The sequence below is a fragment of the Olsenella porci genome, assembly GCF_009695875.1.
Lineage (GTDB): Bacteria > Actinomycetota > Coriobacteriia > Coriobacteriales > Atopobiaceae > Olsenella_H > Olsenella_H porci.
Window position 1 is genome coordinate 1 of record NZ_VUNC01000009.1, and the last position, 23029, is coordinate 23029.

General features: G+C 67.2%; 21 protein-coding genes and 1 tRNA gene. 5 read left to right on the forward strand and 17 right to left on the reverse strand.

Annotated elements, in window-relative coordinates; genetic code table 11:
• Positions 1-139 precede the first annotated feature (139 nt).
• The 10 genes from FYJ68_RS09515 to FYJ68_RS09560 all read right to left on the reverse strand — a co-directional run bounded on the left by FYJ68_RS09515 (position 140) and on the right by FYJ68_RS09560 (position 8601).
• Complete coding sequence (locus tag FYJ68_RS09515; RefSeq protein ID WP_197674329.1) at positions 140-2626, reverse strand: VirB4-like conjugal transfer ATPase, CD1110 family; 2487 nt, start codon at positions 2624-2626, stop codon at positions 140-142.
• Entirely contained in the window at positions 2601-3017 is a 417-nt protein-coding gene (locus FYJ68_RS09520) for a PrgI family protein (RefSeq protein ID WP_090862568.1), read from the reverse strand. Before FYJ68_RS09520 ends, FYJ68_RS09515 begins: the two co-directional genes overlap by 26 nt.
• Positions 3018-3027: 10 nt before the next feature.
• On the reverse strand, positions 3028-3246 hold the full coding sequence (locus tag FYJ68_RS09525) for a hypothetical protein (RefSeq protein WP_059053491.1): 219 nt from the start codon (positions 3244-3246) through the stop codon (positions 3028-3030).
• 89 nt (positions 3247-3335) lie between these two features.
• Complete coding sequence (locus tag FYJ68_RS09530) at positions 3336-5150, reverse strand: VirD4-like conjugal transfer protein, CD1115 family (RefSeq protein ID WP_172824992.1); 1815 nt, start codon at positions 5148-5150, stop codon at positions 3336-3338.
• Positions 5147-5848: a hypothetical protein gene (locus FYJ68_RS09535; protein WP_090862571.1), complete on the reverse strand. Its 702-nt coding sequence runs from the start codon at positions 5846-5848 to the stop codon at positions 5147-5149. Before FYJ68_RS09535 ends, FYJ68_RS09530 begins: the two co-directional genes overlap by 4 nt.
• A gap of 168 nt (positions 5849-6016) precedes the next feature.
• Complete coding sequence (locus tag FYJ68_RS09540) at positions 6017-6868, reverse strand: ATP-binding protein (RefSeq protein ID WP_154436062.1); 852 nt, start codon at positions 6866-6868, stop codon at positions 6017-6019.
• 131 nt (positions 6869-6999) lie between these two features.
• A complete protein-coding gene (locus FYJ68_RS09545; protein WP_059053485.1) occupies positions 7000-7368 on the reverse strand; it encodes a helix-turn-helix domain-containing protein in 369 nt (122 codons plus the stop codon).
• Positions 7352-7654, reverse strand: a complete 303-nt coding sequence (locus tag FYJ68_RS09550) for a hypothetical protein (RefSeq protein ID WP_059053483.1) — start codon at positions 7652-7654, stop codon at positions 7352-7354. Before FYJ68_RS09550 ends, FYJ68_RS09545 begins: the two co-directional genes overlap by 17 nt.
• A gap of 161 nt (positions 7655-7815) precedes the next feature.
• Positions 7816-8106 carry a helix-turn-helix domain-containing protein gene (locus FYJ68_RS09555; protein ID WP_059053480.1) on the reverse strand — a complete coding sequence of 97 codons (291 nt, stop codon included), beginning with the start codon at positions 8104-8106 and terminating at the stop codon, positions 7816-7818.
• A 420-nt stretch (positions 8107-8526) separates the two neighbouring features.
• Positions 8527-8601: transfer RNA gene (locus tag FYJ68_RS09560), tRNA-Val, on the reverse strand.
• Between the two features lie 363 nt (positions 8602-8964).
• Between FYJ68_RS09560 and FYJ68_RS09565 the strand changes: the two genes are divergently transcribed.
• Positions 8965-9462 carry a GAF domain-containing protein gene (locus tag FYJ68_RS09565; RefSeq protein WP_154436063.1) on the forward strand — a complete coding sequence of 166 codons (498 nt, stop codon included), beginning with the start codon at positions 8965-8967 and terminating at the stop codon, positions 9460-9462.
• Here the strand turns inward: FYJ68_RS09565 and FYJ68_RS09570 are convergent.
• The gene (locus tag FYJ68_RS09570; protein ID WP_154436064.1) at positions 9459-9953 is read right to left on the reverse strand and encodes a MerR family transcriptional regulator; all 495 of its coding nucleotides are present in this window, start codon (positions 9951-9953) and stop codon (positions 9459-9461) included. The two genes, FYJ68_RS09565 and FYJ68_RS09570, sit on opposite strands and share 4 nt — an antisense overlap.
• An 88-nt stretch (positions 9954-10041) precedes the next feature.
• On the opposite strand from FYJ68_RS09570, the gene FYJ68_RS09575 reads away from it, so the two are divergent.
• Positions 10042-11208, forward strand: a complete 1167-nt coding sequence (locus FYJ68_RS09575; RefSeq protein ID WP_154436065.1) for an iron-containing alcohol dehydrogenase — start codon at positions 10042-10044, stop codon at positions 11206-11208.
• A gap of 622 nt (positions 11209-11830) precedes the next feature.
• Positions 11831-13033 (forward strand): alanyl-tRNA editing protein, encoded by a 1203-nt coding sequence (locus FYJ68_RS09580; RefSeq protein ID WP_195837796.1) that lies wholly within the window; start codon positions 11831-11833, stop codon positions 13031-13033.
• A gap of 341 nt (positions 13034-13374) precedes the next feature.
• Here the strand turns inward: FYJ68_RS09580 and FYJ68_RS09585 are convergent, their stop codons facing one another.
• The 4 genes from FYJ68_RS09585 to FYJ68_RS09600 all read right to left on the reverse strand — a co-directional run bounded on the left by FYJ68_RS09585 (position 13375) and on the right by FYJ68_RS09600 (position 18350).
• Positions 13375-14109, reverse strand: coding sequence for a DUF4428 domain-containing protein (locus FYJ68_RS09585; protein WP_154436067.1), 735 nt, complete (start codon positions 14107-14109; stop codon positions 13375-13377).
• A 304-nt stretch (positions 14110-14413) separates the two neighbouring features.
• On the reverse strand, positions 14414-15040 hold the full coding sequence (locus FYJ68_RS09590; RefSeq protein ID WP_154436068.1) for a response regulator transcription factor: 627 nt from the start codon (positions 15038-15040) through the stop codon (positions 14414-14416).
• A complete protein-coding gene (locus FYJ68_RS09595; protein ID WP_154436069.1) occupies positions 15037-16524 on the reverse strand; it encodes a sensor histidine kinase in 1488 nt (495 codons plus the stop codon). Before FYJ68_RS09595 ends, FYJ68_RS09590 begins: the two co-directional genes overlap by 4 nt.
• Positions 16521-18350, reverse strand: a complete 1830-nt coding sequence (locus tag FYJ68_RS09600) for a hypothetical protein (RefSeq protein WP_154436070.1) — start codon at positions 18348-18350, stop codon at positions 16521-16523. Before FYJ68_RS09600 ends, FYJ68_RS09595 begins: the two co-directional genes overlap by 4 nt.
• Positions 18351-18653: 303 nt before the next feature.
• Here FYJ68_RS09600 and FYJ68_RS09605 point away from each other — a divergent pair, with 303 nt between their 5' ends.
• Complete coding sequence (locus FYJ68_RS09605) at positions 18654-19847, forward strand: SPFH domain-containing protein (RefSeq protein WP_229772179.1); 1194 nt, start codon at positions 18654-18656, stop codon at positions 19845-19847.
• A gap of 227 nt (positions 19848-20074) precedes the next feature.
• Here the strand turns inward: FYJ68_RS09605 and FYJ68_RS10275 are convergent, their stop codons facing one another.
• On the reverse strand, positions 20075-20392 hold the full coding sequence (locus FYJ68_RS10275; RefSeq protein ID WP_229772180.1) for a (2Fe-2S)-binding protein: 318 nt from the start codon (positions 20390-20392) through the stop codon (positions 20075-20077).
• Positions 20393-20781: 389 nt separating this feature from the next.
• Between FYJ68_RS10275 and FYJ68_RS09615 the strand changes: the two genes are divergently transcribed.
• Positions 20782-21156, forward strand: a complete 375-nt coding sequence (locus tag FYJ68_RS09615) for a 3-hydroxyisobutyrate dehydrogenase (RefSeq protein WP_154436071.1) — start codon at positions 20782-20784, stop codon at positions 21154-21156.
• A gap of 403 nt (positions 21157-21559) precedes the next feature.
• On the opposite strand, the gene FYJ68_RS09620 is transcribed toward FYJ68_RS09615, so the two are convergent.
• Positions 21560-22909, reverse strand: coding sequence for a serpin family protein (locus FYJ68_RS09620; RefSeq protein ID WP_195837797.1), 1350 nt, complete (start codon positions 22907-22909; stop codon positions 21560-21562).
• Positions 22910-23029 lie beyond the last annotated feature (120 nt).

Below are 23029 nucleotides of genomic sequence, written 5' to 3' on the forward strand. Positions count from 1 at the left end.
CCGAGGGCCCGTGTGGGCTCCGCGTCCGCGTCGCGCACGATCCCCGCGCGCACGGCGTCGGTCCTGCCCTCGAAGGCGACGGACGCCGGGTCCGGGGCCTGGGATGCCAGGCGGCTCTCGGCGTCCTTCGCGTCGGCGCTCATCTGGCGCCCCTCCCGCCGGAGGCGCGCTTGAGCTCGGCGACCTCGTCGGGCTTCGTGTTGAAGAGGTCGTAGAGCTGGCCCCTCGGGAAGTCGTCCTTTATGGGCACGCGGGCGGCGCCGGCGATGAGGAGGCCCTCGCCGGGCTTGGCGGACTCGTCGATGTATCCCTCCTCGCGCTCCGAGAGCCCCAGCAGGTCAGCCCAGGCCCTGCGGTCGAGCGGCGACTGCTTGTGGAGCAGCACGAAGTCGGAGTTGAGGACCATGTTGCGGGCCTCCTCGTGCTCCAGCATGTAGACGGAGTTCTGCGTGATGCCCGTGCAGATCAGGTTGAACTTGCGGCCCTCGGCCCAGAACTTCGAGAAGTAGCTCACGATCGAGGGGTGCTCGAAGAGCGACTGCACCTCGTCGATGTAGAGCCAGGTCGTGACGCCGCGCTCGAAGTTGGCGTACATGCGGTTGCGCACGCTCTCCAGTGCCGTGAGCATGCCGAAGGTGCGCATGTTCTGCGAGAGGTCGCGCAGGTCGACGCAGGTGATGCGCGCGTCGAACCCCACGTTGCTCTCGTGGCTGAAGAACGAGGTGGCCCCGCGCACGTAGCGCTCGTAGCGCAGCGCTATCCCCCTGGCCTCGGGCTCGGGCTGCGCGAGCAGGCCCTCGTAGAGGTCCGCGAGCACCGGCACCCTCCCCTCGGCGGCGCAGCGCTCGTAGGCGTCCTCGACGCAGCGGCTGATGATGGACTTGTCCGCCTCGGGCAGGCCCTGCCGGCCCTCCGCCATGGTCGCGCCGGACAGCGCGAGGAACGCGTCTATCTTGAAGGCGCGCTGCGAGGCCGTGGCGTGGCCCTCCACGTCCGCGAGGTCGAACGGGTTGAGGTGGGCGTCCGAGTCCGGGCCGAGCCTGATGCACGTGCCGCCGTTGGGCACGACGACCGAGGAGTACTCGCCGGCCGGGTCGAAGACGATGACCTGGTCGTCGGGGTACGCCAGTATCGTGTTCTCGATCTCGCGCTTGACCGAGAAGGACTTTCCGCTGCCGGGCTTTCCCGCCACGTAGCCCATGGGGCTCGCGAGGCGCTTGCGGTTGCAGATCACGAGGTTCGAGCTCTCCTTGTTCTGCCCGTAGTAGCCGCCGCCCTCCTGGTTGAGCTCCTGGGTGGCGAAGGGCATCTGCACGGCGATCTCCGCCGTGGTCATGAAGCGCCCCACGTCCACGTGGTTGTTGCCCAGGGGCAGGATCGAGTTCATGCCCTCGCGCTGGCGGTAGTCGAGCGCCTCGAGCTCGATGGAGTTCGACCTCGCGGCGCGCGTGATCTGGAGCACGCGCTCGTCGAGCTCGGCCTCCGTGTCGGCGTAGGCCCATGCGAGCCCCGTGTAGCGGAAGAGCCGCTGGTTCTTGTTCTGCAGGTCGTCGAGGAGGTCCTCCGCCTCCTCCTTGGAGTAGCGCAGCTCCGAGGGCAGGATCGTGTAGTCGTAGCCGCGCTTCACGGCGGCTCGCTGCTCGTCGATGATCTCCTTGTCCATCCAGGCGAGGCGCTGCTTCACGAAGGAGACCGCCCGCGCCTTGTCCATGCCCTGCACGTGGATGGAGACGGAGAGCGGGATCGGCAGGTCCACGATCTCGGCGATGCAGCGGTCCATGAGCTCGCTGCCGAACGAGCGGAACACGAGCGCCTGGCACCAGGTGCCGTCGATGCGGAGCTTGGAGGCCGAGCCCCCGGGCTTGGTCTCGATGCAGCCCGGGCACACCAGGTCCTTCGCCCTGAGCCCCGTGTGCGCTGCGAGGAGCGACCAGTCCGTCGGGATGCGGCGGCCCGGCCTTATGAGGGCGCCCATCGCCTCGAGGCGCGCCGGCCCGTCCAGGGGCTCGACCTCGCACCTCACGCGCTGGAGCGCCTGGGTGACCTCGCCGCGGATCCTCGCGAGGCGGGGCACCGCCGACTCCACGTCGCGCGCCCCGACCGCGTAGGTGAGGTGGCGCGTGCGCACGAGGTTCGAGATGCCCTCGCGCATCTTGTCGTTGAGGATGCGGTTGTACTCGGCGGCGAAGCGCCCCGTCACCGGGTCGGACTCGTCGAAGAACGATCGGCTGCCGATCTCCTCCGCGGGGATCGGCGTGTTGGTGATGGAGAGCTGCACCGACGAGTCGGCGCCGAACCCGTCCAGGAGCTGGCACCAGGCGGAGAAGACCGCCTCCTGGGCCTCCTTCCGGGCGCTCTGGTAGCTGATGTCCGAGAAGGCCACGGTCTGCGAGAAGAGCCCGCGCTCCACCTCGCAGATCCCGTCCGCCCACATGGACTCGAACCCGATGGCGTCGTAGACGTCGCGCGCCGCGTGGCGGCGGCGCCTCTGCTCGGCGGTGGCGTCGGCGAGCTCGCGGTCCTGCTCGCGCATGCGCTGCCCGACGGACTTGCCCCTGCCGGCGAGCCTCAGCCTCGGCCCGCGACCCTCTCCCTCGCCGCTAGCTTCCTTCCTTGCTCGGCTCACGGAGCTCGGCCCCCCTCCTCCTGGCGCGGCGCCTGTGGCGGCGCGTCGTCCTAACTGCGATTGGCCCGTCTGGGAGACGGTGGGCCTCCGGGCCCCTGTAGAGCAGCACGCCGTCGCCCGTCGCGTGCTCCCAAAGGAGCGGCAGGAACCGCTCCGCCCGCATGCCGTGCGGCCGCCAGAACCCGGCGAGCCAGAACGGCAGCGACGCGCACATGACGGGCAGGCTCGCGTCCGCGGCCTCGATGCCCAGCAGGAGCTGGCACGCGGCCGCCGCGGCGACCGACGTGGCGAGCCCGCCCGCGACGCACAGCAGCGTGCGCAGGCTGAGCTTGCCGACGACCTTCTCCTGGTACTCGCCTATGTCCTTGTGGACGGCGACCGAGAGCGGCATGGCCGGCCCCCTAGGCCGGGAGCCAGGACGTGTCGATCATCCCGAAGTAGACCGCCGCGGCCACGACGATGGCGCCGCCCGCGATGGTCGAGATGGCGCTCGCTATCTGCGAGCCGCCAGCCTCGGGCCCCCTGATCGCGATTCCCAGGGCGACCGCGCCCCAGACGATGAGGAAGCTCCCGAGGAACGTGACGCACCCCGAGACGAGCCTGATGATGTTGGAGAGCATCGCACCCCTCCCGTGTCGGATCCCTGCATTGCGGCGGCCTTTCCCGGCCGCGGCGCGGGTCGGCCGCCGGGTCCCCGCGCGGCCGTGGCTCATTTCATCCGTCCCGCCCCCTCCCCGCCGCCCGCGAGGGCGCCGCGCGAGAGCTCGCCCGCCCTGGGGTGGGACTCCGGGCTCAGCTTGCGGTCCATCACGGGGTCGCAGCCCGAGACGAGGAGGATCGCCATGCGGCGGTCCATCCTGCCGACCTCGGACGCCTGTATGAGGTCTCGGGCCTCGTGCTGGTAGCTCCTGGAGGAGCCGCCCGAGGGCCCGCGGCTCTCGGTGCTGGAGAGGGTGGAGACGGTCTGCTGCCCCACCTGCTCGGATATGGCCTTGTTGGTCTTGGTGGACTTGCCGCCGAGGAAGAGCGTCGTGTCGCAGCAGTCCGCGATGGTCTCGGCGTCCTCGCCGTAGCGCGCGGTGAGCTGCGAGAGCGACTGCACGACGAGCGTCATCCCGATGTTCCTGGACCGGACGGTGGCTATGGTGGTCTGGATGTCGGGGAGCTTGCCGATGGTGCAGAACTCGTCGAGCACGAGGTGCACCGGCGTCGGGAGCGAGCCCCCGTAGCGCACGAGCGCCCGGTCGCAGAGCCTTCCCACGCACTGCCACGCGAGGATCGCGTAGAGGAAGTTGTACGTGCTCTTGGTCTCGGAGGGCGTCGCGAAGATCGCCACGCGCGCGCCGGGGTCGCCCATCCCCTCGAGCCCGAGGTCGTCGTCCGAGAGGACCTCGCGGAGCTCGGCGGAGTCGAGCTTGCCCAGGCGGGCGTTGCAGCTGATGATGATCGACTTGAGGGTCTTCCCCGCGGCCGTCTTGAACGCGTGGTAGCGCGAGAGCGAGAAGTCGCCCGGGGCGGGCTCGGTCACGGGCACCCAGCGCACGCCCGGGCCGCGCCCGCGCGTGACCGACCTGCCGTCGCCCGAGGCGGCCTCGCGCACGGGCACGCACGTGCAGCCGGTGCGCAGCTCCTCGAAGAGCACGTCGAGCGGGCTCATGAACGACTCGTCCTCGTCCCTCGCCTCCGCGAGCGACAGCAGCGTCATGAGCCCCGGCAGGTTGCGGTCCGCCTCGGGGCAGTGCTCGACGAGGTACCCCACGAGCGCGGTGTACAGGAGCCGCTCGGCGTTCTCCCAGAAGGGGTCAGCCGAGCTCGTCCTCTCGCCGTTCGTGTTCTCTATGAGGCAGTCGACGAACTCGAGCACGTCCTGCTGGGTGCGCACGTAGGCGAGCGGGTTGTAGTGGCTCGAGCGCGAGAAGTCCACGGTGTTGAGCCACGCCACGCGGTAGCCGTGGGCGCGCAGCATCGCCCCGCAGGTGGGCTCGAGCGTGCCCTTGGGGTCGGTGACCAGGTAGGACGCGTTCATCTGCATGATGTTGGGGAGCACGTAGCCGCGCGTCTTGCCCGAGCCGGAGCCGCCCACCACGAGCACGTTGCGGTTGCGCTCGTAGCGCGCGTCGTGGTCGTCCCGGGACATCGCGAGGGACACGCCCTCCGTGAGCAGGATGTTGTGGTCGGGGTGCGCGCGGTCCGCGAAGGGGCGCATCTCGCGGGCGTCCGCCCAGCGGGCGCTTCCGCCCTCCTCGCCGCGCCGCCAGTTGCCGGAGTGCGCGAGGGCGCGCGCCCACGCGACCCACACGGCGCACGCCGCCACAGTGCCGCAGGCGAGCTGCGCGGGTCCCGCCGCCGGCAGCAGGTGCCGGGCGAGAGCGTGCGCGGGGAGGCCGGCGAGGGCGGACTCGACGGCGCCGACGGGGTCCGCGCCGGACGCGGCGGCGAGGTCCGCGAGGAGGTCGGCTGCGTCGAACGCGGCCGCGGAGCCGATGGCCGCGGCCAGTGTCCCCTTTGGTTTGCCGGCGCTCACTTTGACCGCTCCTCGCGCCTGGGCGCTAGGTCGCGCCCGCGCTCGCGGTCGCGCGCGCCGGACCCGTCGCGCATGGCCTCCGACGCCTCGCGTGCGCGCCTGCCGCGGTCCTCCAGGGGCTCCGCGTCTCGGTCCTTCCGGGCAACGGCCTTCCCGTCGCCGCGGGTCTCGCCGGTGTGGTCGTCGTCGCGCGCCTCGTCGGCGTGGCCCCTCTCGTCGCGGTCCCCGTCGTCGCGGGCGCGGGCGTCGCGCTCCGCGCGCTCGGCGGCCCTATGGGTCTCCTCGATGAGGTGGTCCAGGCACTCGGCCACCCTCGGCGCGTCGTCCAGCCTGAAGACGAGCTCGGTCCTGCCGTCCCGTCCCTCCACGAAGCCGTTGCCGACGCCGTGCGCCTCGAGGTCGGAGTGGATGATCCCCTTGAGCTCCTCGAATCCGTCGATGGCCTTGAGCTCGCGGACGTCGAGGCGGGCGTACTTGGGCGTCGCGCCATCGCGCGGCTCCTCCCTCGCGGGCCCCGGCGCCGCCTGGTCGCCGAGCTGCCGCCTGAGCGCGGAGAGCGCCTCCTCGATCCTCGCGGCCGCCTCGCCCATGGCGCCGTCGCGCGCGGAGAGCCCGGAGCGCTCCGCGGCGACCGTGCCGGCGCGGACGATCATGTCGTAGAGCCTCTGTCCCGAGTCGTCGCCGTAGTCGTCCGCCATGCCCGCCCCCCGTTCCTTGCGTGAGGGGCGGGCCGCCGGGACGGCCGCGCCCGGCCGAGTCCCCGCCATGTCCTGTGTGGCGCCGCGGCGACGCCGCCCCACACCCTTCTACAGGGGATGGGACGGCGCGTGTCGGCCCGCCGGGGCGCCTGGCTTCCCTGGGCTTCCCTAGGGTATCCCGTCATAAACTCTCCGCATCTGCGGGGGCGTGGCGGCGGCGCGCCGCTTGTCCGGACCGCCGAGCCTCACGTCGTCGCACGTCTGCCTGATCCGCGAGACTATCGCCCTCGCGGTCTCCGCCTCGCCCCGCCTCGCGAGCCGCGCCTCGAGCTCGTCCATGGTGTACTGGGTGGTGATGACCGTGGACCGCATCCCCTCGTAGCGCGCGTTCAGCAGCTCGAAGAGCGTCATGACCGTCCAGGGCGACTGCGTCTCCTTCCCCAGGTCGTCGAGCACGAGCACCTCGCACGAGAGGTATCGCTCCTTTACCGAGGCGGCGCTTGCCGGGGAGGCGTCGTCGAAGGTGTCCCTGATCCTCGCGAGGAGCTCGACCGAGGTCGTGAAGGCGACGGTCTCCCCCCGGTCGAGGAGCACGGACGCGATGCCGGCGGCGTTGTACGTCTTTCCCACGCCGATCCCGCCGTGGATGTAGAGGCCGTTGCCGGTGCCGTGGCGGTACCCCATCGCGAACGACGAGCACGCCTCGTCCGTGGGGAGCGCCGATCGGAAGCGGCGGCCTATCCCGCACCGTGCGAGGCGGGCCTCGCGGTCTTGCGCCTGGCGCTCGCCCTCCGCGCGGCGCGACTCCTCCTCGGCGGCGGCGGCGCCGCTGCACGAGCAGCGTTCCCTGGAGACCCACACGACCCTCTCGCCGACGACGACGCCCCTCGCCTCGAGCGCCCTCCCGCAGAACGGGCAGCGTGCGGCGGGCGGCTCGGGGCCGAGCCCCAGCTCCCTCGCCTGGGCCGGCCCGATGAGCGAGCGCCTGGGGTCTGGCGCCTTTGCTGTCTCTCCTTTCATGTCCCTCCTCTCTTATCGGGTGACGCCGCGTCACCCCTGCCGCTGACGCGATGTCATGGGGGCCCGGTTGGCGGCGTGACGTCCCGTCATGGGCGTGGGGCCTCCCGCCATGCCACGCCGTCATGGGTGGCTCAGCCTCCCACGGACCTGTTCCTCCGTTCCGTGACCCTGACCGCCCGCTCGACCGCGCTGTCCACGAGCCCGTACCTCTTTGTGATCCGCTTGTTGGGCAGCACGTGCTCGCCGAGCTCGACGATGAGGCCCCTGGCCTCCAGCGCTGAGACCGCCCGGTGGACCTGTCGCTCGCTGACGCCGAGCATGCGTGCCGTGCCCCTCTTGCTCTCGTAGAACTCGACGCCCTCGTGCCTGCAGAAGCCGAAGATCCTCGCGTAGACGAGCAGCTCGCAGCCTCGGAGGCCCATCCCCTCGGTCATGAACCGGTAGACCCGCACGTACTCGACGGCGCGCTCGTGCGCCCTCCCGTCAGTGCCCCGTGCCATGTGAGGACCTCTTGTAGACCGTCGCGTTCCTCCCCGCGGGGGAGTCCTTGTAGGGGACCGTGTTCCTGTCCCACCAGAGCTTGAACTCGTCCGCGTGGACGAGGGGGTTCCTGCGCTGGTCCTCGAAGATCCTGAAGGGTATCGGATCGACGTCCCTCAAGGCGAGCTCACGGACCGTGGTCACCTTCACGTGCATCAGCTTCCCCACGTCCGCTATGGTCAGGTAGTCCTGCACCATCTGCAGGACGTAGATTACCCTCTCCTCTTCGCCGCCTCTTCCACTCATCGGAATCGCCCCCGTTCGCCTCGTTGGGTTCCGACCGGCGTCCGAAGCCGGTGGTGGGGGCCTGCTGGCAGGCCGTTGGAGACGCGGGCCCGGCCTGCCGGCCGCTGCTCATAAAACGTTATACGAGCGACGTTGCCTTGTTCTTTCGGGGGCACGGCGGGTCACCAGACCAGACCTGCCGCTACGGCGGCGTCGAGGGCGCGCTTGCTCACGCGAATCCTCCTGCCGACCCTGCTCACGGGTATGGCGCCGTTCTTCACGAGCCGGTACAGGGTGCGCCTGGAGATCCCCAGGTAGAGCTCGACCGAACGCGTGTCCATCCAGAGGTCGCCATCGGCACCCGCCGCGCAGATGCGGGCGATCCTCTCGAGGTCCTCCTCGTTCCTCGGAACGGCGGGGGATTCTCCCCGATGCCCGTTGTCCGTGCGGCTCCCGGCCTGATCCGCAGCCATGCGAATCCCTCCCAAATGTTCCCGTCTCGGGTGACATCGTGTGCCACCATGTGCCAGTCGTGCGCGTCGCCATGAGTGGCGACGACACATGTATATGACTGGCACTTTCGACCATGCGTGCCTCGCGTGGACGCCTGGCTTCCACGGGCTTCCCGTGGCTTCCCGACCAGAAAATCGGCACAGCCACGGTCAGCTGGAAGAAGGATCATGGACGACCGTCATGCACGCGGGGCGGCACTGCGGACTCGAAAAATGTGTCTGCATAATGGAGAGTTCAAAATGTATAAGGTAAATTTTGACACGCAGATGAAACGGCATTCCGCGGAAGCGTCCTGGATGGGTTGCGTGCACTCCGCGTGCACTCTTGCGTGCACCAAACGAAAACAGGCCAGAGGACATAGCCTCTGACCTGCGAGTTTATGGTGGGCGTTAGAAGATTTGAACTTCTGACCTCTTCCGTGTCAGGGAAGCGCTCTCCCCCTGAGCTAAACGCCCGAATATGTGGAGCCGTTGGGGACGGCCCGTCATGCAAGGGAGAAGTATACGCGCACGGCTTCCCAAGGGCAAGGGAGACGGACGCCTCCACCTTCGCGCCTCCACATCGCCGAGCCTGGGCTCATCGGTTCCGTGTTGTACACCCATGGCACGACCGGCGCGCGACTTCCGACGAAGTGCCGCTGGCGGCCGGCGGGATGGGTCGCGGGGCAGGTCGCGCGCATGTCTCTCCCCCGGCAGATTCCAACACTGGCACCAGACGATGAAGGCAGCGAATGGGTACCATCCCCGCAACGCAGGGCTCGCTTGCGGGAGGCTCGCGAGCGACTGGGAACGTTTGACGATTGCAAGGGGGTCGTTGGGATGGCGGAGAAGGTCGACTACTCGCTGGTGGCGGAGCAGCTCAAGGAGCTTGCCGAGGGTGACGAGCGCTGGCTTCCCGCGCTCTCGAACGCCGCGGCGCTCATCTGGGACCAGGTGTCGGACATCAACTGGGTTGGCTTCTACCTGGTGGATGGGGCGGATGACCAGTCGCTCGTCCTGGGGCCGTTTCAGGGGCGGGTCGCCTGCACGTCCATCCCGTTTGGGAGCGGCGTGTGCGGGACCGCCGCGCGCGAGGATGCGGCGCAGCTCGTTCCCGACGTCCACGCATTCCCCGGCCACATCGCGTGTGACAGCGCGTCAAAGTCGGAGGTGGTCGTGCCCCTCCACCGCCAACTGTCGGACGGAAGCCAGCAGGTTGTGGGCGTGCTGGACTGCGACAGTCCGGAGAAGGCCCGCTTCACCGAGTGTGACCTGCGCGGATTCAGACTGCTGGCGTCGGTGATCGAGGAGAGCGTCGCGCTCGTGCCGTATCGCTAGAGGGCGGAGGAGGTGGTCCCGACGGCTGGGGCAGTCTCCGCCGTCGGGGTTGGCAAGTCCGCATGCGCGGCATCCCAGAGCCGCCTGCCGTCCGCGGGGAGGCAGTCGGGCAGGTCGGCTGCAAACTCCTCGCTCCCCCACTCGCACGCCTGACTGTAGTACCAGCACTTCCAGTCGATCATCGCGCGGGTGCGCTCCAGCTCCTCGATTTGCTCGTCCACCCTGCGGCGCTGCTCGCGGAAGAGCTCCAGCCGATCGTCGTAGGTGCTGGGACCCTCCTGACACCAGTCCATGAAGCGCTTGATGTCTCGGATCTCGAGCCCCGAGCGCTTGAGGCACTCGATCAAACGCAGCGCCTCGATCTGGTCGTCGCCAAAGCGTCGAGTACCCGACGTGCGCTCCAACCCAGGAAGGAGCCCCATCTTGTCGTAGTAGCGGATGGTCGAAACCGGAAGGCCGAACATCCGAGAGACCTGGCCGATTGTGTACATCGCGTGCACCTCAAATTCGTATCTAGACCTAAAGCTAGGTTGAGATTCTACAACAGAGAAGAACGTACCTTCGACGAAAGGAAGCGCCATGCTCGGAGACTTCACCTACCACAACCCCTGCCGCGTCCACTTTGGGCCCAACGCGCTCGACGAGCTCCCCAGCGAGCTCGCAGAGTACGGCCCCAAGGTCCTTCTCACCTATGGCGGCGGCTCGATCAAGAGAAACGGCGTCTATGACAAGGTCATCACCGCGCTTGAGGCTGCCGGCAAGACCGTGTTCGAGGTTCCGGGCGTCATGTCCAACCCCACCGCAGACAAGCTGCGCGAGGGCGCGAAGGTCGCACGCGAGAACGACGTCGACCTGATCCTGGCAGTGGGCGGCGGCTCCACCATCGACTACGCCAAGGGTGTCTCTGTGTCCGCATGGACCGAGGGCGACCCCTGGGAGCACCTGTACCTGCACATGGAGGAGCCGACCGGCAAGGTCATCCCCGTGGGCGACGTGTTGACCATGAGCGGCACCGGGTCGGAGATGAACGCAGGCTCCGTGATCACCAACCACGAGGAGGGCCTCAAGATCGGCCACGTGTTTGGCCCCAATGTGATCCCGCGCTTTGCCATCGTGAATCCTGAGGTCACCTTCACCGTGCCCGACTACCAGATGCGCGCAGGCATCTACGACGCCTTCAACCACATCTGCGAGCAGTACTTCTCCGGGACCGATGACAACACCAGCGACTACATCGCCGAGGGCCTCATGCGCAGCCTGGTGCACGCAAGCCGCATCGCGGTTAAGGACCCCACCGACTACGAGGCGCGCTCCAACATCAGCTGGGTCTGCACCTGGGCGCTCAACACGCTCATCGCGTGCGGCAAGTCGACCGACTGGGAGGTCCACATGCTGGGCCAGGCCATCGGAGCGGTTACCGACGCCACGCACGGCATGACCCTCTCCGCCGTGAGCCTGCCCTACTATCGCCTGGTCATGCCCTACGGAGTGGAGAAGTTCGCGCGCTTTGCCCGTGCGGTGTGGAACGTGGATGACTCCGGCAAGTCCGAGCGCGAGGTCGCCGAGGCGGGCCTGGAGGCAATGAGCGAGTGGATGGACCAGATTGGCGTGGTCAAGAGCGCCCGCGAGCTGGGACTGACCGAGGAGAACATCCCCGATGCAGTGAAGGCGACCTTCATCCTGGACGGCGGCTACCACAAGCTGACGACCGAGGAGGTCGAGCAGATCTTCCACGAGAGCCTGTAAAGCCGCGGCGCGCAGACGGCATGCGCTGGGCCGGGACGGTGGGTTGAGCCTTCCGTCCCGGCCCGCCTCTTTTCGGGCTTTGCCGCGGACGCCGGAGCCGGGTTTTGCTTCCGAGGAATATCGACCTGTAGCTATCAGTCAGACAGCGGGCAATCATCGACGAGCGGGACCCTGCTTAGGAATTGCGAGTATTGGCAATCGATGGGGTCCCACGGGGGCGTTCTGCTGAGGAAACGCGAGCTTTGGCAATGAGGAGCCCCCGATGACTGCCAATACTTGACTTTCCTCAGTAGGTAAGTGGTGCGCGGGGCCGTGCGGAGCTACCGGATTGCCACAACTCGACTTTCCTCAGCAGGTAAGGGGCGCACGGTGCCCTCACCGAGCTCCAGGATTGCCACAACGCGCATTTTCTCAGCAGGCACAGGCGCGAAAGCGCCGGCAACCCACCGTCGAAGATTCTTTTGGGAGTTCGACCGCCTGCAACGAGCCCACACTCCGCCGTAACGTTGCGACGGCAACCCCGTGCCATCGTCCCTCCCCCCAGGCACGTGGAAACGGGCCTATCATGTGCCGCGGCGAGAATTCGACGCGCCGCAGGCCGGCGCATGGGAGGCACGGGGACATGGAGACCTTTGACGAGCTGTACTACCGGGAGCCCTACACGCGCGTGTTCGACGCGACCGTCACGTCGTGTTCGCCGCGCGACGACGGCTTTGCCATCGAGCTGGACCAGACGGCGTTCTATCCCACAGGTGGAGGACAGCCCGGCGATCGCGGCACGCTCACTCTTGGCGACGGGGAGGACCAGGTCGTCGCTCACGTTCGCGAGGCCGTCCCAGGCGAGGGCGGCGAGGGCGTGGCTCACCTCTCGGACGCGCCGCTCCCCGTTGGCGCCCACGTCCACGGCGCGCTCGACTGGGCATGGCGCCGCGACAACATGGAGGCACACACCGGAGAGCACATGGTGTCGGGCATCGTCCACGCGCTCTTTGGCTACGACAACGTGGGGTTCCACATGGGCGAGAGGTGCATCGAGGTCGACTTCAACGGCATCCTCACGGCGGACCAGGCGCTCGAGGTGGAGCGCCGCGCCAACGCGGCCGTTCGCGAGGACGTGGAGGTCGAGGCGCTTCTCCCCAACCCCGAGCAGCTCGAGGCGATGGATTACCGCAGCAAGAAGGACCACGAGGGCCAGATTCGCGTGGTGAGGATCGCGGGCGTCGACTCGTGCGCGTGCTGCGGCACCCACGTGGCGACCACGGGGCAGGTTGGCCTGATCAAGATCCTGCGCGTGGGGACCAAAAAGAAGAAGACCCGCCTGGAGCTGCTGTGCGGACGACGCGCGCTGGAGCTGTGCGAGGAGCGCATGGGCCAGCTTCGCGAGGTGAGCAACTTCCTCTCGGTTGCCGACGAGGAGGTTCCCGAGGCGGTCCGACGGCTTTCGGGCGAGAAGGACGAACTCAAGCGGCAACTCAAGCAGTCCGTGCGGCAGCAGATCGACCGCGAGGTCAGGGCGTTTGAGCCCGAGGGCGGGCTGCTCGTGCGGTTTGAGCCGAACCTCGACGTCGAGGAGCTGCGCTACCTGTGCGAGCGCGCGCTGGAGCGGGACGACGTGGCGACGTGCGCGGCGCTCTCGAACGTGGAGGGCGATGCCGGTCGCATCGCCTACGTGATTGCCGCGAGCGAGACGGACCTCAGGCCCACGTGCAAGGAGCTCAACCGCAGGCTGGATGGGCGCGGCGGCGGAAAGCCGCAGATGGTGCAGGGTAGCTGGGCGACCTCTCGGGAGGACGCGGAGGCCGAGATCAGGGACGTGTTGGGCTAGGCGAGAAGGGCGGCGCCTCGGGGTGCGCGGCCCTCACCCAGGGCAGGACGCTACGTGCAGAGCCGACCGCCGGGGGTCTCGCAAGAATAGGCGCGTTCGACGGTGCCGTAAGCGCGCGATGTCTTACGAGACCCTCAGCCCGGGAGAAAAACGGCGTTTGCCCCACGGGACACAGCGGCCCATGGGGCAAACCGTTTCGTCTACGTTGCAGACAACCGCCCGCCGACGCTAACCCGACGTGGCAGCGCTGTCAGCGGCTGCCGCCGAGTCGCTCGAGCTGGTGTCGGGCTTGCCCCTCTCGAACGACATCTTGGTTCCGTCCTCCTCCATCGACAGGACCCCTAGGTGCCCATCGCCCCTCCGCAGTACTCGCAGCACCCGTTGGCATCCGGTATGGTCGTCGCGCCGCAGAACGGGCACGTGCGGGCAATCTTCGGAGCGGCGGCGGCCGCGACCCTCTCGCGCTCGCTCTCGCGCAGTTGCGTGAGCGCATCGCGAATCTCGCCCGCCTGCCGCTCCGCCTCGTGGAACTCCACGGAGTTGCGCTCCTCGATTCGATAGTCGTTCACCTTGAACGTGATCGAGTCGTAGTAGGGCACGTTCACATGAATGGTCACGTAGACGTCGTAGTCCACGTCGTAGCGAGGCGGGTCATAGCTGTGTTGCTGGCCGTCCTTGTCCTTCCAATGGAGCTCGGTGCGCGTCTCGCGCGTCTCCGTGTCACACCCCGTGACCTGCGAGAAGTCAAGCACATCTGGATTCGCGTCGCGCCAGCGCGAGGCAGACGTCACCAGAAAGCGTCCCGCATCCTCGTCCAGGAGCACCTTGGTGTCGCTCCCCAGCGTGCGCGTGACGTTGAAGGCAGTGACACGCTCCTTGTTCGCCTCGCGCCAGTCGAGCTGCTCGCGAATCTGCCCAACCGTCGAACGACGCCTGTCGCCGAAGAAGGGCGAGAGCTTGCTCGCGCACTCCTTGCAGAGGTTGCCGTCCTCGAGCTTGCGATTGCCGAGAAGCCCTATCTCACCGCCGCAGATGCTGCAGGCCTTCTTCTCGAAGATCTTCCCGAACAGCCCCATACTCACCACTCCCCTTCACCAGGCACATCCCGTCTCGTCCCCAACTCCCTTCACCACAGATTGTGTCGTGCCTCCGCCGTGCGAAGAAGTGCCCCGCGGCCCATCTGCGACCGCGGGGCAAGACACGACGTCCAAAGGAGGGGCTGGCGAGACGAACGGGGGGCCATCGCCCCAGCCGCACCCATCGCCTCCAACGTACACACCTCAGGAGGTTGTCGCGGTCCCTCGTTCCCGGCAGAGAGGGGAGCGTTGCGGAAACGCAGGCCTCAACCCCATCCCGGTGATGCCGCCTACCGAAGCAGCGTCACCTCTCCCCTCTCATGCCGGGGACGATGAAGCCGTTTGAGACCGCGTGGACGGCAAGGCGCAGGATGTTGTCGTAGCCGGTCTTGGCGAGGATCTCGGAGATGTGCCGCTTGACCGTTCCCTCGCTGAGATAGAGCTCCGCGGCTATCTCTCTCCTGGTCTTCGACTCGCACACCAGTCGCAGGATGTCTATCTCGACTTGAGAGAGCTCCACGCCATCAGGGATGATGCGCTGCCTGGAGAGGGGAAAGGTAGAGTAGCCCTCCATGGTCGAGCGGATGATGCTCAGAAGCTCGCCCGTCCCCACGTTCTTGTAGACGAAGCTGTCGACGCCCGCCTCGCGGGCACGGTCCACAAAGGTGATCTCTGGCAGGACCGTCATGATGACCACCCTTACGTCGGGGAGCTCCCCCTTGATGAGCCGGGCCGCCACGATGCCGCTCGAGTCGTTCTCGGTGCACACGTCGAGAAGTGCGCAGGTGGCGCCGGACCGGCGCGTAGCCTCGAGGGCGTCCGCGGCATTTGCGAGGGAGGCCACGACCTCCATGTCCTCCTGGGCGTTGATGGTGCATGCAAGCGATTCCCGAAGCATCGCCTGGTCCTCGACGAGCACGATGCGAATCATGCGAGCCCCCTCTCCCCTTGGGCCTCCTTGACGGATTCGCCCTCCCTGGCAGCCACCGCTCCCCCATCCCGCGGTAGAAGCACTGCCTTCACGACGAAGGGCGGACCCGCGCTCACGGAGAGCGTGGCGCCCACGGATTCCGCCACGCGACGCATGCCCGGAATACCCGTCCCCTCGACTATGACGTCTGGCACGTCCCCGTCGTTGCGCACCACCAGCGACGACTCGCCGTCGGGGCGACCCTGGAGCCTCACGCTCACGTGACGCGCCTGGGCGTGCTTCGCCGCATTGGTCACCGCCTCGAGAACGATCTCGGCGAACGCGCGGGCAACCGTCTCGTCGGCGGGAAGTTCTCCCGTCACACGCACGTCCACCCCCACGAGGGAGAAGGCGCTGCATATGGACTTCAGGCCGGCGCTGGCGGAGGGGCGGTCCGTCTCGACGAGGTCATCCATGATGCCGTTGAGGAACCCCGTGATCCTCTCGAGCGCCTCCGGGTCATCACGGTCGTCTTCGAGGAAGCGGTGGAGTACGGAGAGACGCGAGCCGATGGTGTCATGGACGCGCACCTTCATCCGCACGATCGCCTCGGCCTCTGCAACCTTCTGGACCCGCGCCAGCGACGTGCGCAGCTCCTCATTTGCAGCCTCTAGGAGCCTGTTGATGCTCTCCAGGCGCGCGTTAATCGCCGCCTCCTCGGTCACGTCGAGAGCCATCACGCGTACGCAGGGCGTCTTGCGCAGCACCACCCTGTCGCGCACGAAAAGCCGGGTCGTCTCGCCGTCCACTTCTACGAGCAGTCGATCGGCGGACGCCTCCCTTGCAAGGCTCCTGGCGCGAGGCCAAAGCCCGCGCGCATCCGCAAGGTCGGTCGTCAGCCCAAGGCGCACGAGGCTCTCCCGCATCGCGTCGTTCATGAACAGAACCTCGCAGTCCCCGTTCATCCACATCACGCCCTCGGGCAGGGCGTCAAGGGCATCGACGAGGGAGAGGCGCGAGACCGAGGCCCTGCTGTCGCGGACGTCGAGCGCCAGCGTCGCACCCACGCGGGCGGCGAAGTACGAGACGTCGACGACAAGGAGGATGGAGGACGCCCTTCCCATGGCAGATATGGCCGGCGGGGTACAGCAGGCGAGAAGGGCAAGCTCGGCAGCCATCCAGGGGCGTCGCATGCGCACGGCGTAGAGTAGCCCCAGGACGGTTGCGACCGCGTTTGCCCAGAGCAGCGGCTCGACCAGAAGGAGCACCGGATGCAGCCAGATGACGATCGCCCCCTGGTTCTCTATCGCCGAGTTCGCCACGGCGCATGCAAGCACAAGGTGAGTCGCAAGCATTGCCTCGTACCAGACGCGAAGCCAGCGGGAGGCACCGTCCCTACGCACGTAGACAAAGCACGCGTGGATGGTCTGACCGGCAGAGAGGAGGAACAGCAGCGTGCAGATGAGGACCAGCGTCGACGCCCGCATCAGAGAGAGGTGGGTCACGTCTCCCCTCCCCCCTGTCGCGTGGACTCGCGCACGCGAACGCGGACGGCAACATTGAGAGAGGTCGGAGACAGCTCGAGGGAGAGGACCTCGCCCGCACCGGCAAGGTCATCCCGAAGGCTCTGCGTGGCAGACTCCAGCCTGGACTGGTCCACCATCGCGGCCTCCAGCGCGGCCCGCATCTCCACGCCGTCCCCGTCCCCACCCACGAACAGCATGAGTATGGGGTCGGTCGCGAAGAGGGCGGCGGAAGCCACGTCATACAGGCAGTCGTAGAGAACGCTCACCACGCCGGCCGGCAGGTCCCCCTCCTCGCTCACCATCGCCGCGCAGTCGACACCGATTGAACGCAGGTCGGACGCCGTCTCGTTGAAGACGAGCTGTAGTCGGTCTCGGTCGAACTCGGGGTCGCTCCGCTCCGAGAGGACCAAGGCGCCCTTGCGCTTGCAATAGGCCACCAGCAGCTTGACCTCGGTGAGCATGTCGCGACGCCGCGCGCGGTCGTCCTCCCCTGCCCCCCTGGGAAGGGAGGCGAGGATCTGGCGCATGCGGCACACCTTGTCCGACACGGATTCCTCGATCCCACGGAGCAGGCTCTCCTCGCTCTGGAGGCGCCACAGCTCGCGTCGCACGCCGCTCTCGTGGCGGAGGACCTCGTTGCTTCTCCTCAGGCGTTCCTGCCTCTGGGTGAGGATGCGACGGCGCTCGTCAAGCGGGGCCACGTCCTCGGCGAGAAGAGCCGCCCCTCCGCTCACCCCATAGACCTTGAAGAGCGTGTGGGGGATCGCGGAGGTCCTGAATCGGGTTGCCCCGGAGTGCGTCCCCGATTGCGCGACCTTCCTCGTTAGATCGAGGACGCACTCCGGGACGGGACCTGCCGAGTCGGTGGAAAATGCCACAGAACCATCCCTGGCAAGGACCTTGAGATCGAGCGGCAGGCGAGAGAACGCCTCGTCGTACCAGCCATACGAGGGAAGGAGGCCAAAGTCCAGGGCAAGCTCGAGGAGGGTCACGACCACGACGCAGTAGTTGAGGGAGAAGTTAGTCCTGATCGCAAACTCGTGCCGAAGCGCATACATGAGGGAGTAGGCGGCAAAGGGGACCGCAACCATGACCAGAACGCCAATGACCCCGCGCAACCTCCGTCGGGACGCCACGAGGAGGAGTGCAAAGAATCCCAGGTACTCCGCCACATAGACCGCGACGGCAAGCCAATAGCCCCAGTTGTACGCATAGGCGGACTGCCAGTCGGGGTCAGAGACGTCAAACGAGAAGACCTGGAGGTGGAGGCTGTTGGTGAGCACCAGCGCGATGATTGCGCCGCTCGCCACCCAGAGGACCCTGCGCAGGACGATCGCGAATGGTCTCTCGTCCAGAGCCGAGGCGCGAAGGGCGCACAGGAGGCAGAGCGCCGGGATGAGCGTCATGGGGACGTAGTAGAGATACCAGAGGAAGGCGATGAGGCGAGGGGCGTCGATGGGAATGCGATATTTCACGAGCACGTCGAGCATCCACAGCCCAACGAGCAACGCGACGCCCTTGAGGCAGCGGCGAATCTGCGCGTCCGAGCACCTCATGTGAACCGAGAAGCCCCACACCGCCGCCGCTGGGGCAGCAAGGAGCATGAGGCCAGACGTCGAGGAGGGCACTGCGTTGTAGGAACCCCACGAGAAGGGAAAACCCAGCAGGAGCACGCTACTGCCCGGTTCGGGAGGCAGCATGCCTCCAAACGCCTGCATGGCGAGAAGGGTCAGGCACAGCATCGTCCCACCGGCACACGCGCCGACAAGTACCCTGCGCTCAAACGTGTCGTAAGACCGGCCCACGCGGGTTGCCCCTCTCCCTCACGCATCAGCGACAGCCCATAAGACGATTCTAGCTGCGTCGGACGCGGCACTTTTGGTCGAAGGGCCAACGTTCGCCAAGCGATATGGGACGTTCGGTGATACCGCCCCAACTGTCCCCGCGTCACTCTGAGGACGCAGGCAGTTGAGCCTGAAGGAGCCACGGACGAGAAGGAGCGTGAGCCATGGGGCTGATACGGGCTGGCGTTGGCGCAATGGGTGGGGTTCTTGCCGACACCTGGAGAGACTACTTCTACTGCGACTCGCTTGACGCGAACACCCTGGTTGCGAAGGGGGCGCAAGCGGGTCTCTTCGCAGGGCCGCTCGTCAAACACCCGCGGCGAGGACAACATCATCTCCAACGGGTCGATCATAGCCGTGAACGAGGGCCAGTACATGATCGTCGTGGAGCAGGGCGCGGTGGTTGAGGCGTGCGGAGAGGCCGGGGAGTTCGTGTTCGACGGCTCGACGGAACCGAGCCTCCTCTTTGGCGAGGGTGGCTCCCTCGGAAAGCGGATACGCACGTCCTTCGAGCGCGTGGGAACGCGCCTCTCGTTTGGCGGCGACACGGGCAAGGACCAGCGCGTCTACTTCTTCAACGCCAAGGAGGTCGTGGGCAATAAGTACGGGACCATGGCACCGGTGCCCTTCCGCGTAGTAGATGCGAACATAGGGCTGGACGTGGACATCTCCGTTCGCTGCAACGGCGAGTACTCGTACCGAATCGTCGATCCGCTCATGTTCTACAAGAACGTGTGCGCCAACGTCGAGGACACCTTCACGCGCGACAGGATCGACTCGCAACTTAAGAGCGAACTGCTCACGGCACTTCAGCCAGCATTTGCGAGGATCTCTGCCATGGGAGTGAGGTACTCGGCGGTCCCCGCCCACACAAGGGAGCTGGCGCATGCGCTCAACGAGGAGCTCTCCGACTCGTGGGGGCAGACGCGCGGAATCGAGGTGGCGGCGTTCGGGGTCAACTCCATCGCCGCGTCCCCCGAAGACGAGGCGACGATCAAGGAGCTCCAGAAGGCGGCCGTGCTGCGCGACCCCACGATGGCGGCGGCGAACCTTGCCGCATCCCAGGCCGATGCCATGCGCCTGGCGGCGTCCAACCAGGCTGGGGCAGCGGTAGGGTTCATGGGCATGGGAATGGCCAGCGCCATGAGCGGAGGCATGAACGCTCAGGGGCTCTATGGCATGGGCGCCGGGGGCGGGCCGGGGGCGGGTGGACCGTCTCCCGTTGGCGGGCCGATGCCGGCATCTCCCGGAGGGCAGTCCCAGCCTGCGGCGACGGACAATCCAAGGGCGACGGCTTCGAGTGCGTGGACCTGCTCATGCGGGGCACAGAGCACCGGCAGGTTCTGCAGCAACTGCGGCAGCCCCAGGCCACAATCTGCAGACGTTCCATGGACGTGCTCGTGCGGAACCCAAAACACAGGCAGGTTCTGCAGCAACTGCGGCCATTCACGGCCATAGGGATTCGGAGCAGTCTGGGCCAGACGAGACGGATGGCGACCCGCGCGCTGTGGCTCTCGCCCTAGGCAGGATGTTGCGCACAGCGCGACCGCCGGGCGTCTCGTAAGAAATGGCGCGTTTAGGAGCACGTAAACGCGCGGAATCTTACGAGGCGGTCCGACCAAGGGGACGTCGGCGAAAGTCCGGGACTCCAGGCAGGCGAGAAGCGCCGCCCGCCTTCGCCGCGACTACGACGCCAGGGCAGCCAGTTCCCGCTGCAGGCAGGCATCAATGGCGCCGACGCACCGGCCGCACCTGGTACCGGCGCCGGTGGTGCCCTCGACGTCCTCGAGGGTCCGCGCCCCGTTCGCGACGGCACGCTGGACGTCGGACTCGGTCACGCCCATGCAGGGGCAGATGACGGCGGAGGCGGAGTTCGTCTCCGCCTGCTGCTCGGTGCCGCCCTCGTGCTGACGGTCAACACCGCCGTGGCGACCGTGGTGGCCATGTCCGTGGTAGTGGTGGTTTCCGTGATGGTCGTGATGATCATGGTGGTCAAAGTACATAGGTATGTTCTCCTCTATCTAAGGCATGTAATGGTTGGGGTTTGCCCCGACTCGCGGAGCTAGTGATATGTTATCAACTACATAGCACTTGGCACAGAAGGGGCGCATGCCTGTGGGTTTCCCAAGCGGGGGGGCGGGCAAACGCTGGTTGCGGCAAGGCGTCCGGCGCGAACGGCCCGCTCAACTCTTAGCCCATTGACCCCGCGCAACGATTGGCGCGACTGGGGTTTGAGCAGCCGAGCGCCGAGGGGTGACCCAAACCGCGCCGACACCCCAGCCATCCAATCGGGCGAGACGACCCACAACGGAGCGGAACCCATCCCGGTAGGCAATCGTATAAGACCTGCTGACAAGCCGTTCTCGGCTAAACCCCAGAGGAAGGGAGTCACATGGACAAGGAACTGCTGGACTTCGCATCGACCAAGGTGGACCAGATGCTCTCCGCGCCGTCAGCTTCGGAGGAGACCAAGCGGGCGGCCCAGGCGTGGAAGGATGCCATCGCCGCAGGCAAGGACGCAGATGCCGCGACCAACACGCTCCTCGACGCCATCAGCGAGCACCAGACCACTATCGACGACCTGATTGCCTTCGCCGGATCCGACACCGGCAGGCAGGTCTTTGGCGAGGAGGGCGCCGCCAAGATGCTGGCACACTCCCAGGCGCGCAAGGAGGCCGGTGCCAAGTTCTGCGACTGCGCCGCCTGCAAGCCCTGCCACGAGCTGCTGCACAAGTTTGGCCGCGAGGAGGCGGACGTCTACCTGTAGGGAACGCCATGCAAGGCGCCACCGCCGGGTTTGGCATGGGGGATACCCAGCGAGGCCCATCTGCTGTCACTCGGCGGCATGGCGTCACCACTTGGTTAGGCGTTGGGAACATCTCAAAGCCCCGCTTCGGACAGCGAAGCGTCGAGGGTGCTGAGAAAAGTCGAGTTGTGGCAATTCGAGGGGGCTGTTCCGCTGAGGGAGATGGTGTTTTGGCAACGATTGAGGGCAGAAACTACCCCGTGGTCTGCCAATAGCTCGTCTTTCTCAGCGGAGTGCGCCTCTCAATTGCCACAACTCGACTTTTCTCAGCACCTCGTTATTCAGGGGCCCGTACGCAGTCACTGGCACCGACCCGCACCGCAGCAAACCGGGGCTCCCATCAACCGATTGGGCGAGACGCGCCCTACTCCCCCACCCGCTGGGCAACGCCGGCGAAGAGCGGCGTCCCATACTGCCAGTCCACGATGAGGTAGATGAACGGACGGTTCAGGATCACCGTCTTGACCTCGGGTTCCCCCGACCCCGGCGCGGAGGAGCCCGAAACGCCAACGGAGGTTGCGGCGGCCGCGCGGGTGCCCTCCTCGCTCACGTCCACGTAGGTCTTCTGAATCACGCTGCCGATGAAGAGGCTCCCGTCGCCCACGGTCCCCATCGGCGAAAAGTCGGCGCGGTCCGCGTCGAAGGCGTCGGTAACCCCCAGCGCCTTGAGCTGCTCCTCGAGTCCCGCCTCCCAGTTGATCGTGAAGCGGGGAAGGCCGACGTCGACCACCGTGTTGGCCACACCGGAAAGCGCCAGCGACGCGAGCGACGCGCCGTCGAGGGACGCGACCACATCGCTCACCGTATGGCCCTCCCGCGGCAGGATGCCCACGAAGGCGAAGTCGCCGTTCTCGTATCGCTTGACGAAGCCTTCCGCCAAGTCGTTCGCCAGGTAGACCTCCTCGCGCGAGTGCATCATGGGCACGCTCAGGACGGTCCCGTCCTCGCAGGTGAAGTTGGCGTCCTTGGTGGCGTCCCTCTCAAAGGGCTCGTCCCACGCGTCGTTGAAGGCAAGGGCGTTCACCAGGTAGACCATGGCGTCGGGGGAAATCTGGTCCATGAGCCGGGAAATCATACCGTCGGTCTTGTCCGACACCCACGAGTTGACGTCCTCCACCGTCGACGAGTCAAAGGGCGCCGCAAACGCCTGTGCGCCGAGCTTCCCCCCGCACGTTCCGAGCCAGTCCCCCGAAACTTGGAGCCCCTCCGCGTCGCGCACCCAGACCGAGTTCGCGCTCTTGAGGTTGAGAGGACCGCCGGCATCCAGCCCGCTCGCGAGCGGCTTGCCAGCAAGTCTCCGCGAATAGGCGGCGAGATAGTCGGTCAGCGCGTCCGTGGTCATCCCAAAGGCGCCCTCCATCTGGGAGCGCGTCTGGCCAGACGCACCGTTTGCCGCGAGCGCGAGGGCATACAGCGCGGAGAGGGACGACGCCAGCACGTCGCCGTCAGACGCGGCGAGGCTCTCCCTCAACAGCCCCACCGCAAACCCGTAGGCAGCCTCCCTGGAGGCGTCGTCCGTGAGCACCTTCGTCAGGTCGTACGCCCCCGATGGCGAAGAGTCTTCCGCAGCATCTGCCGTGAGCTCGCGCGCGGACGGCGGCCTTACTGACCCCGGAGACGAGGGCGCGAGCGTCTCGCACCCATGGAGGATGGGCGCCGCCGAGAGCGCGGCGAGGGCGAGAAGGGCAGTCCGGCGAGTGACGGAGGGCATCATGGGCGCTCCTTCCGGTTGACTTTGCCCAAGGATACCTGAATGCCCGTCCATCTCCCCACGCATCCACGCACGGCGAGGGGAACGGTGTCCCGCTATTCCCCAACCGCACGGGGCGCGACC

Bases quoted from the DNA above. Each gene is read 5' to 3' on its own strand.
- FYJ68_RS09580 (WP_195837796.1), top strand. From the start codon at position 11,831: ATGGAGACCTTTGACGAGCTGTACTACCGGGAGCCCTACACGCGCGTG.
- FYJ68_RS09575 (WP_154436065.1), top strand. From the start codon at position 10,042: ATGCTCGGAGACTTCACCTACCACAACCCCTGCCGCGTCCACTTTGGG.
- FYJ68_RS09585 (WP_154436067.1), bottom strand. From the start codon at position 14,109: ATGGGGCTGTTCGGGAAGATCTTCGAGAAGAAGGCCTGCAGCATCTGC.
- FYJ68_RS09525 (WP_059053491.1), bottom strand. From the start codon at position 3,246: ATGCTCTCCAACATCATCAGGCTCGTCTCGGGGTGCGTCACGTTCCTC.
- FYJ68_RS09550 (WP_059053483.1), bottom strand. From the start codon at position 7,654: ATGAGTGGAAGAGGCGGCGAAGAGGAGAGGGTAATCTACGTCCTGCAG.
- FYJ68_RS09590 (WP_154436068.1), bottom strand. From the start codon at position 15,040: ATGATTCGCATCGTGCTCGTCGAGGACCAGGCGATGCTTCGGGAATCG.
- FYJ68_RS09535 (WP_090862571.1), bottom strand. From the start codon at position 5,848: ATGGCGGACGACTACGGCGACGACTCGGGACAGAGGCTCTACGACATG.
- FYJ68_RS09540 (WP_154436062.1), bottom strand. From the start codon at position 6,868: ATGAAAGGAGAGACAGCAAAGGCGCCAGACCCCAGGCGCTCGCTCATC.
- FYJ68_RS10275 (WP_229772180.1), bottom strand. From the start codon at position 20,392: ATGTACTTTGACCACCATGATCATCACGACCATCACGGAAACCACCAC.
- FYJ68_RS09545 (WP_059053485.1), bottom strand. From the start codon at position 7,368: ATGGCACGGGGCACTGACGGGAGGGCGCACGAGCGCGCCGTCGAGTAC.
- FYJ68_RS09520 (WP_090862568.1), bottom strand. From the start codon at position 3,017: ATGCCGCTCTCGGTCGCCGTCCACAAGGACATAGGCGAGTACCAGGAG.
- FYJ68_RS09555 (WP_059053480.1), bottom strand. From the start codon at position 8,106: ATGGCTGCGGATCAGGCCGGGAGCCGCACGGACAACGGGCATCGGGGA.
- FYJ68_RS09615 (WP_154436071.1), top strand. From the start codon at position 20,782: ATGGACAAGGAACTGCTGGACTTCGCATCGACCAAGGTGGACCAGATG.
- FYJ68_RS09620 (WP_195837797.1), bottom strand. From the start codon at position 22,909: ATGATGCCCTCCGTCACTCGCCGGACTGCCCTTCTCGCCCTCGCCGCG.
- FYJ68_RS09570 (WP_154436064.1), bottom strand. From the start codon at position 9,953: ATGTACACAATCGGCCAGGTCTCTCGGATGTTCGGCCTTCCGGTTTCG.
- FYJ68_RS09565 (WP_154436063.1), top strand. From the start codon at position 8,965: ATGGCGGAGAAGGTCGACTACTCGCTGGTGGCGGAGCAGCTCAAGGAG.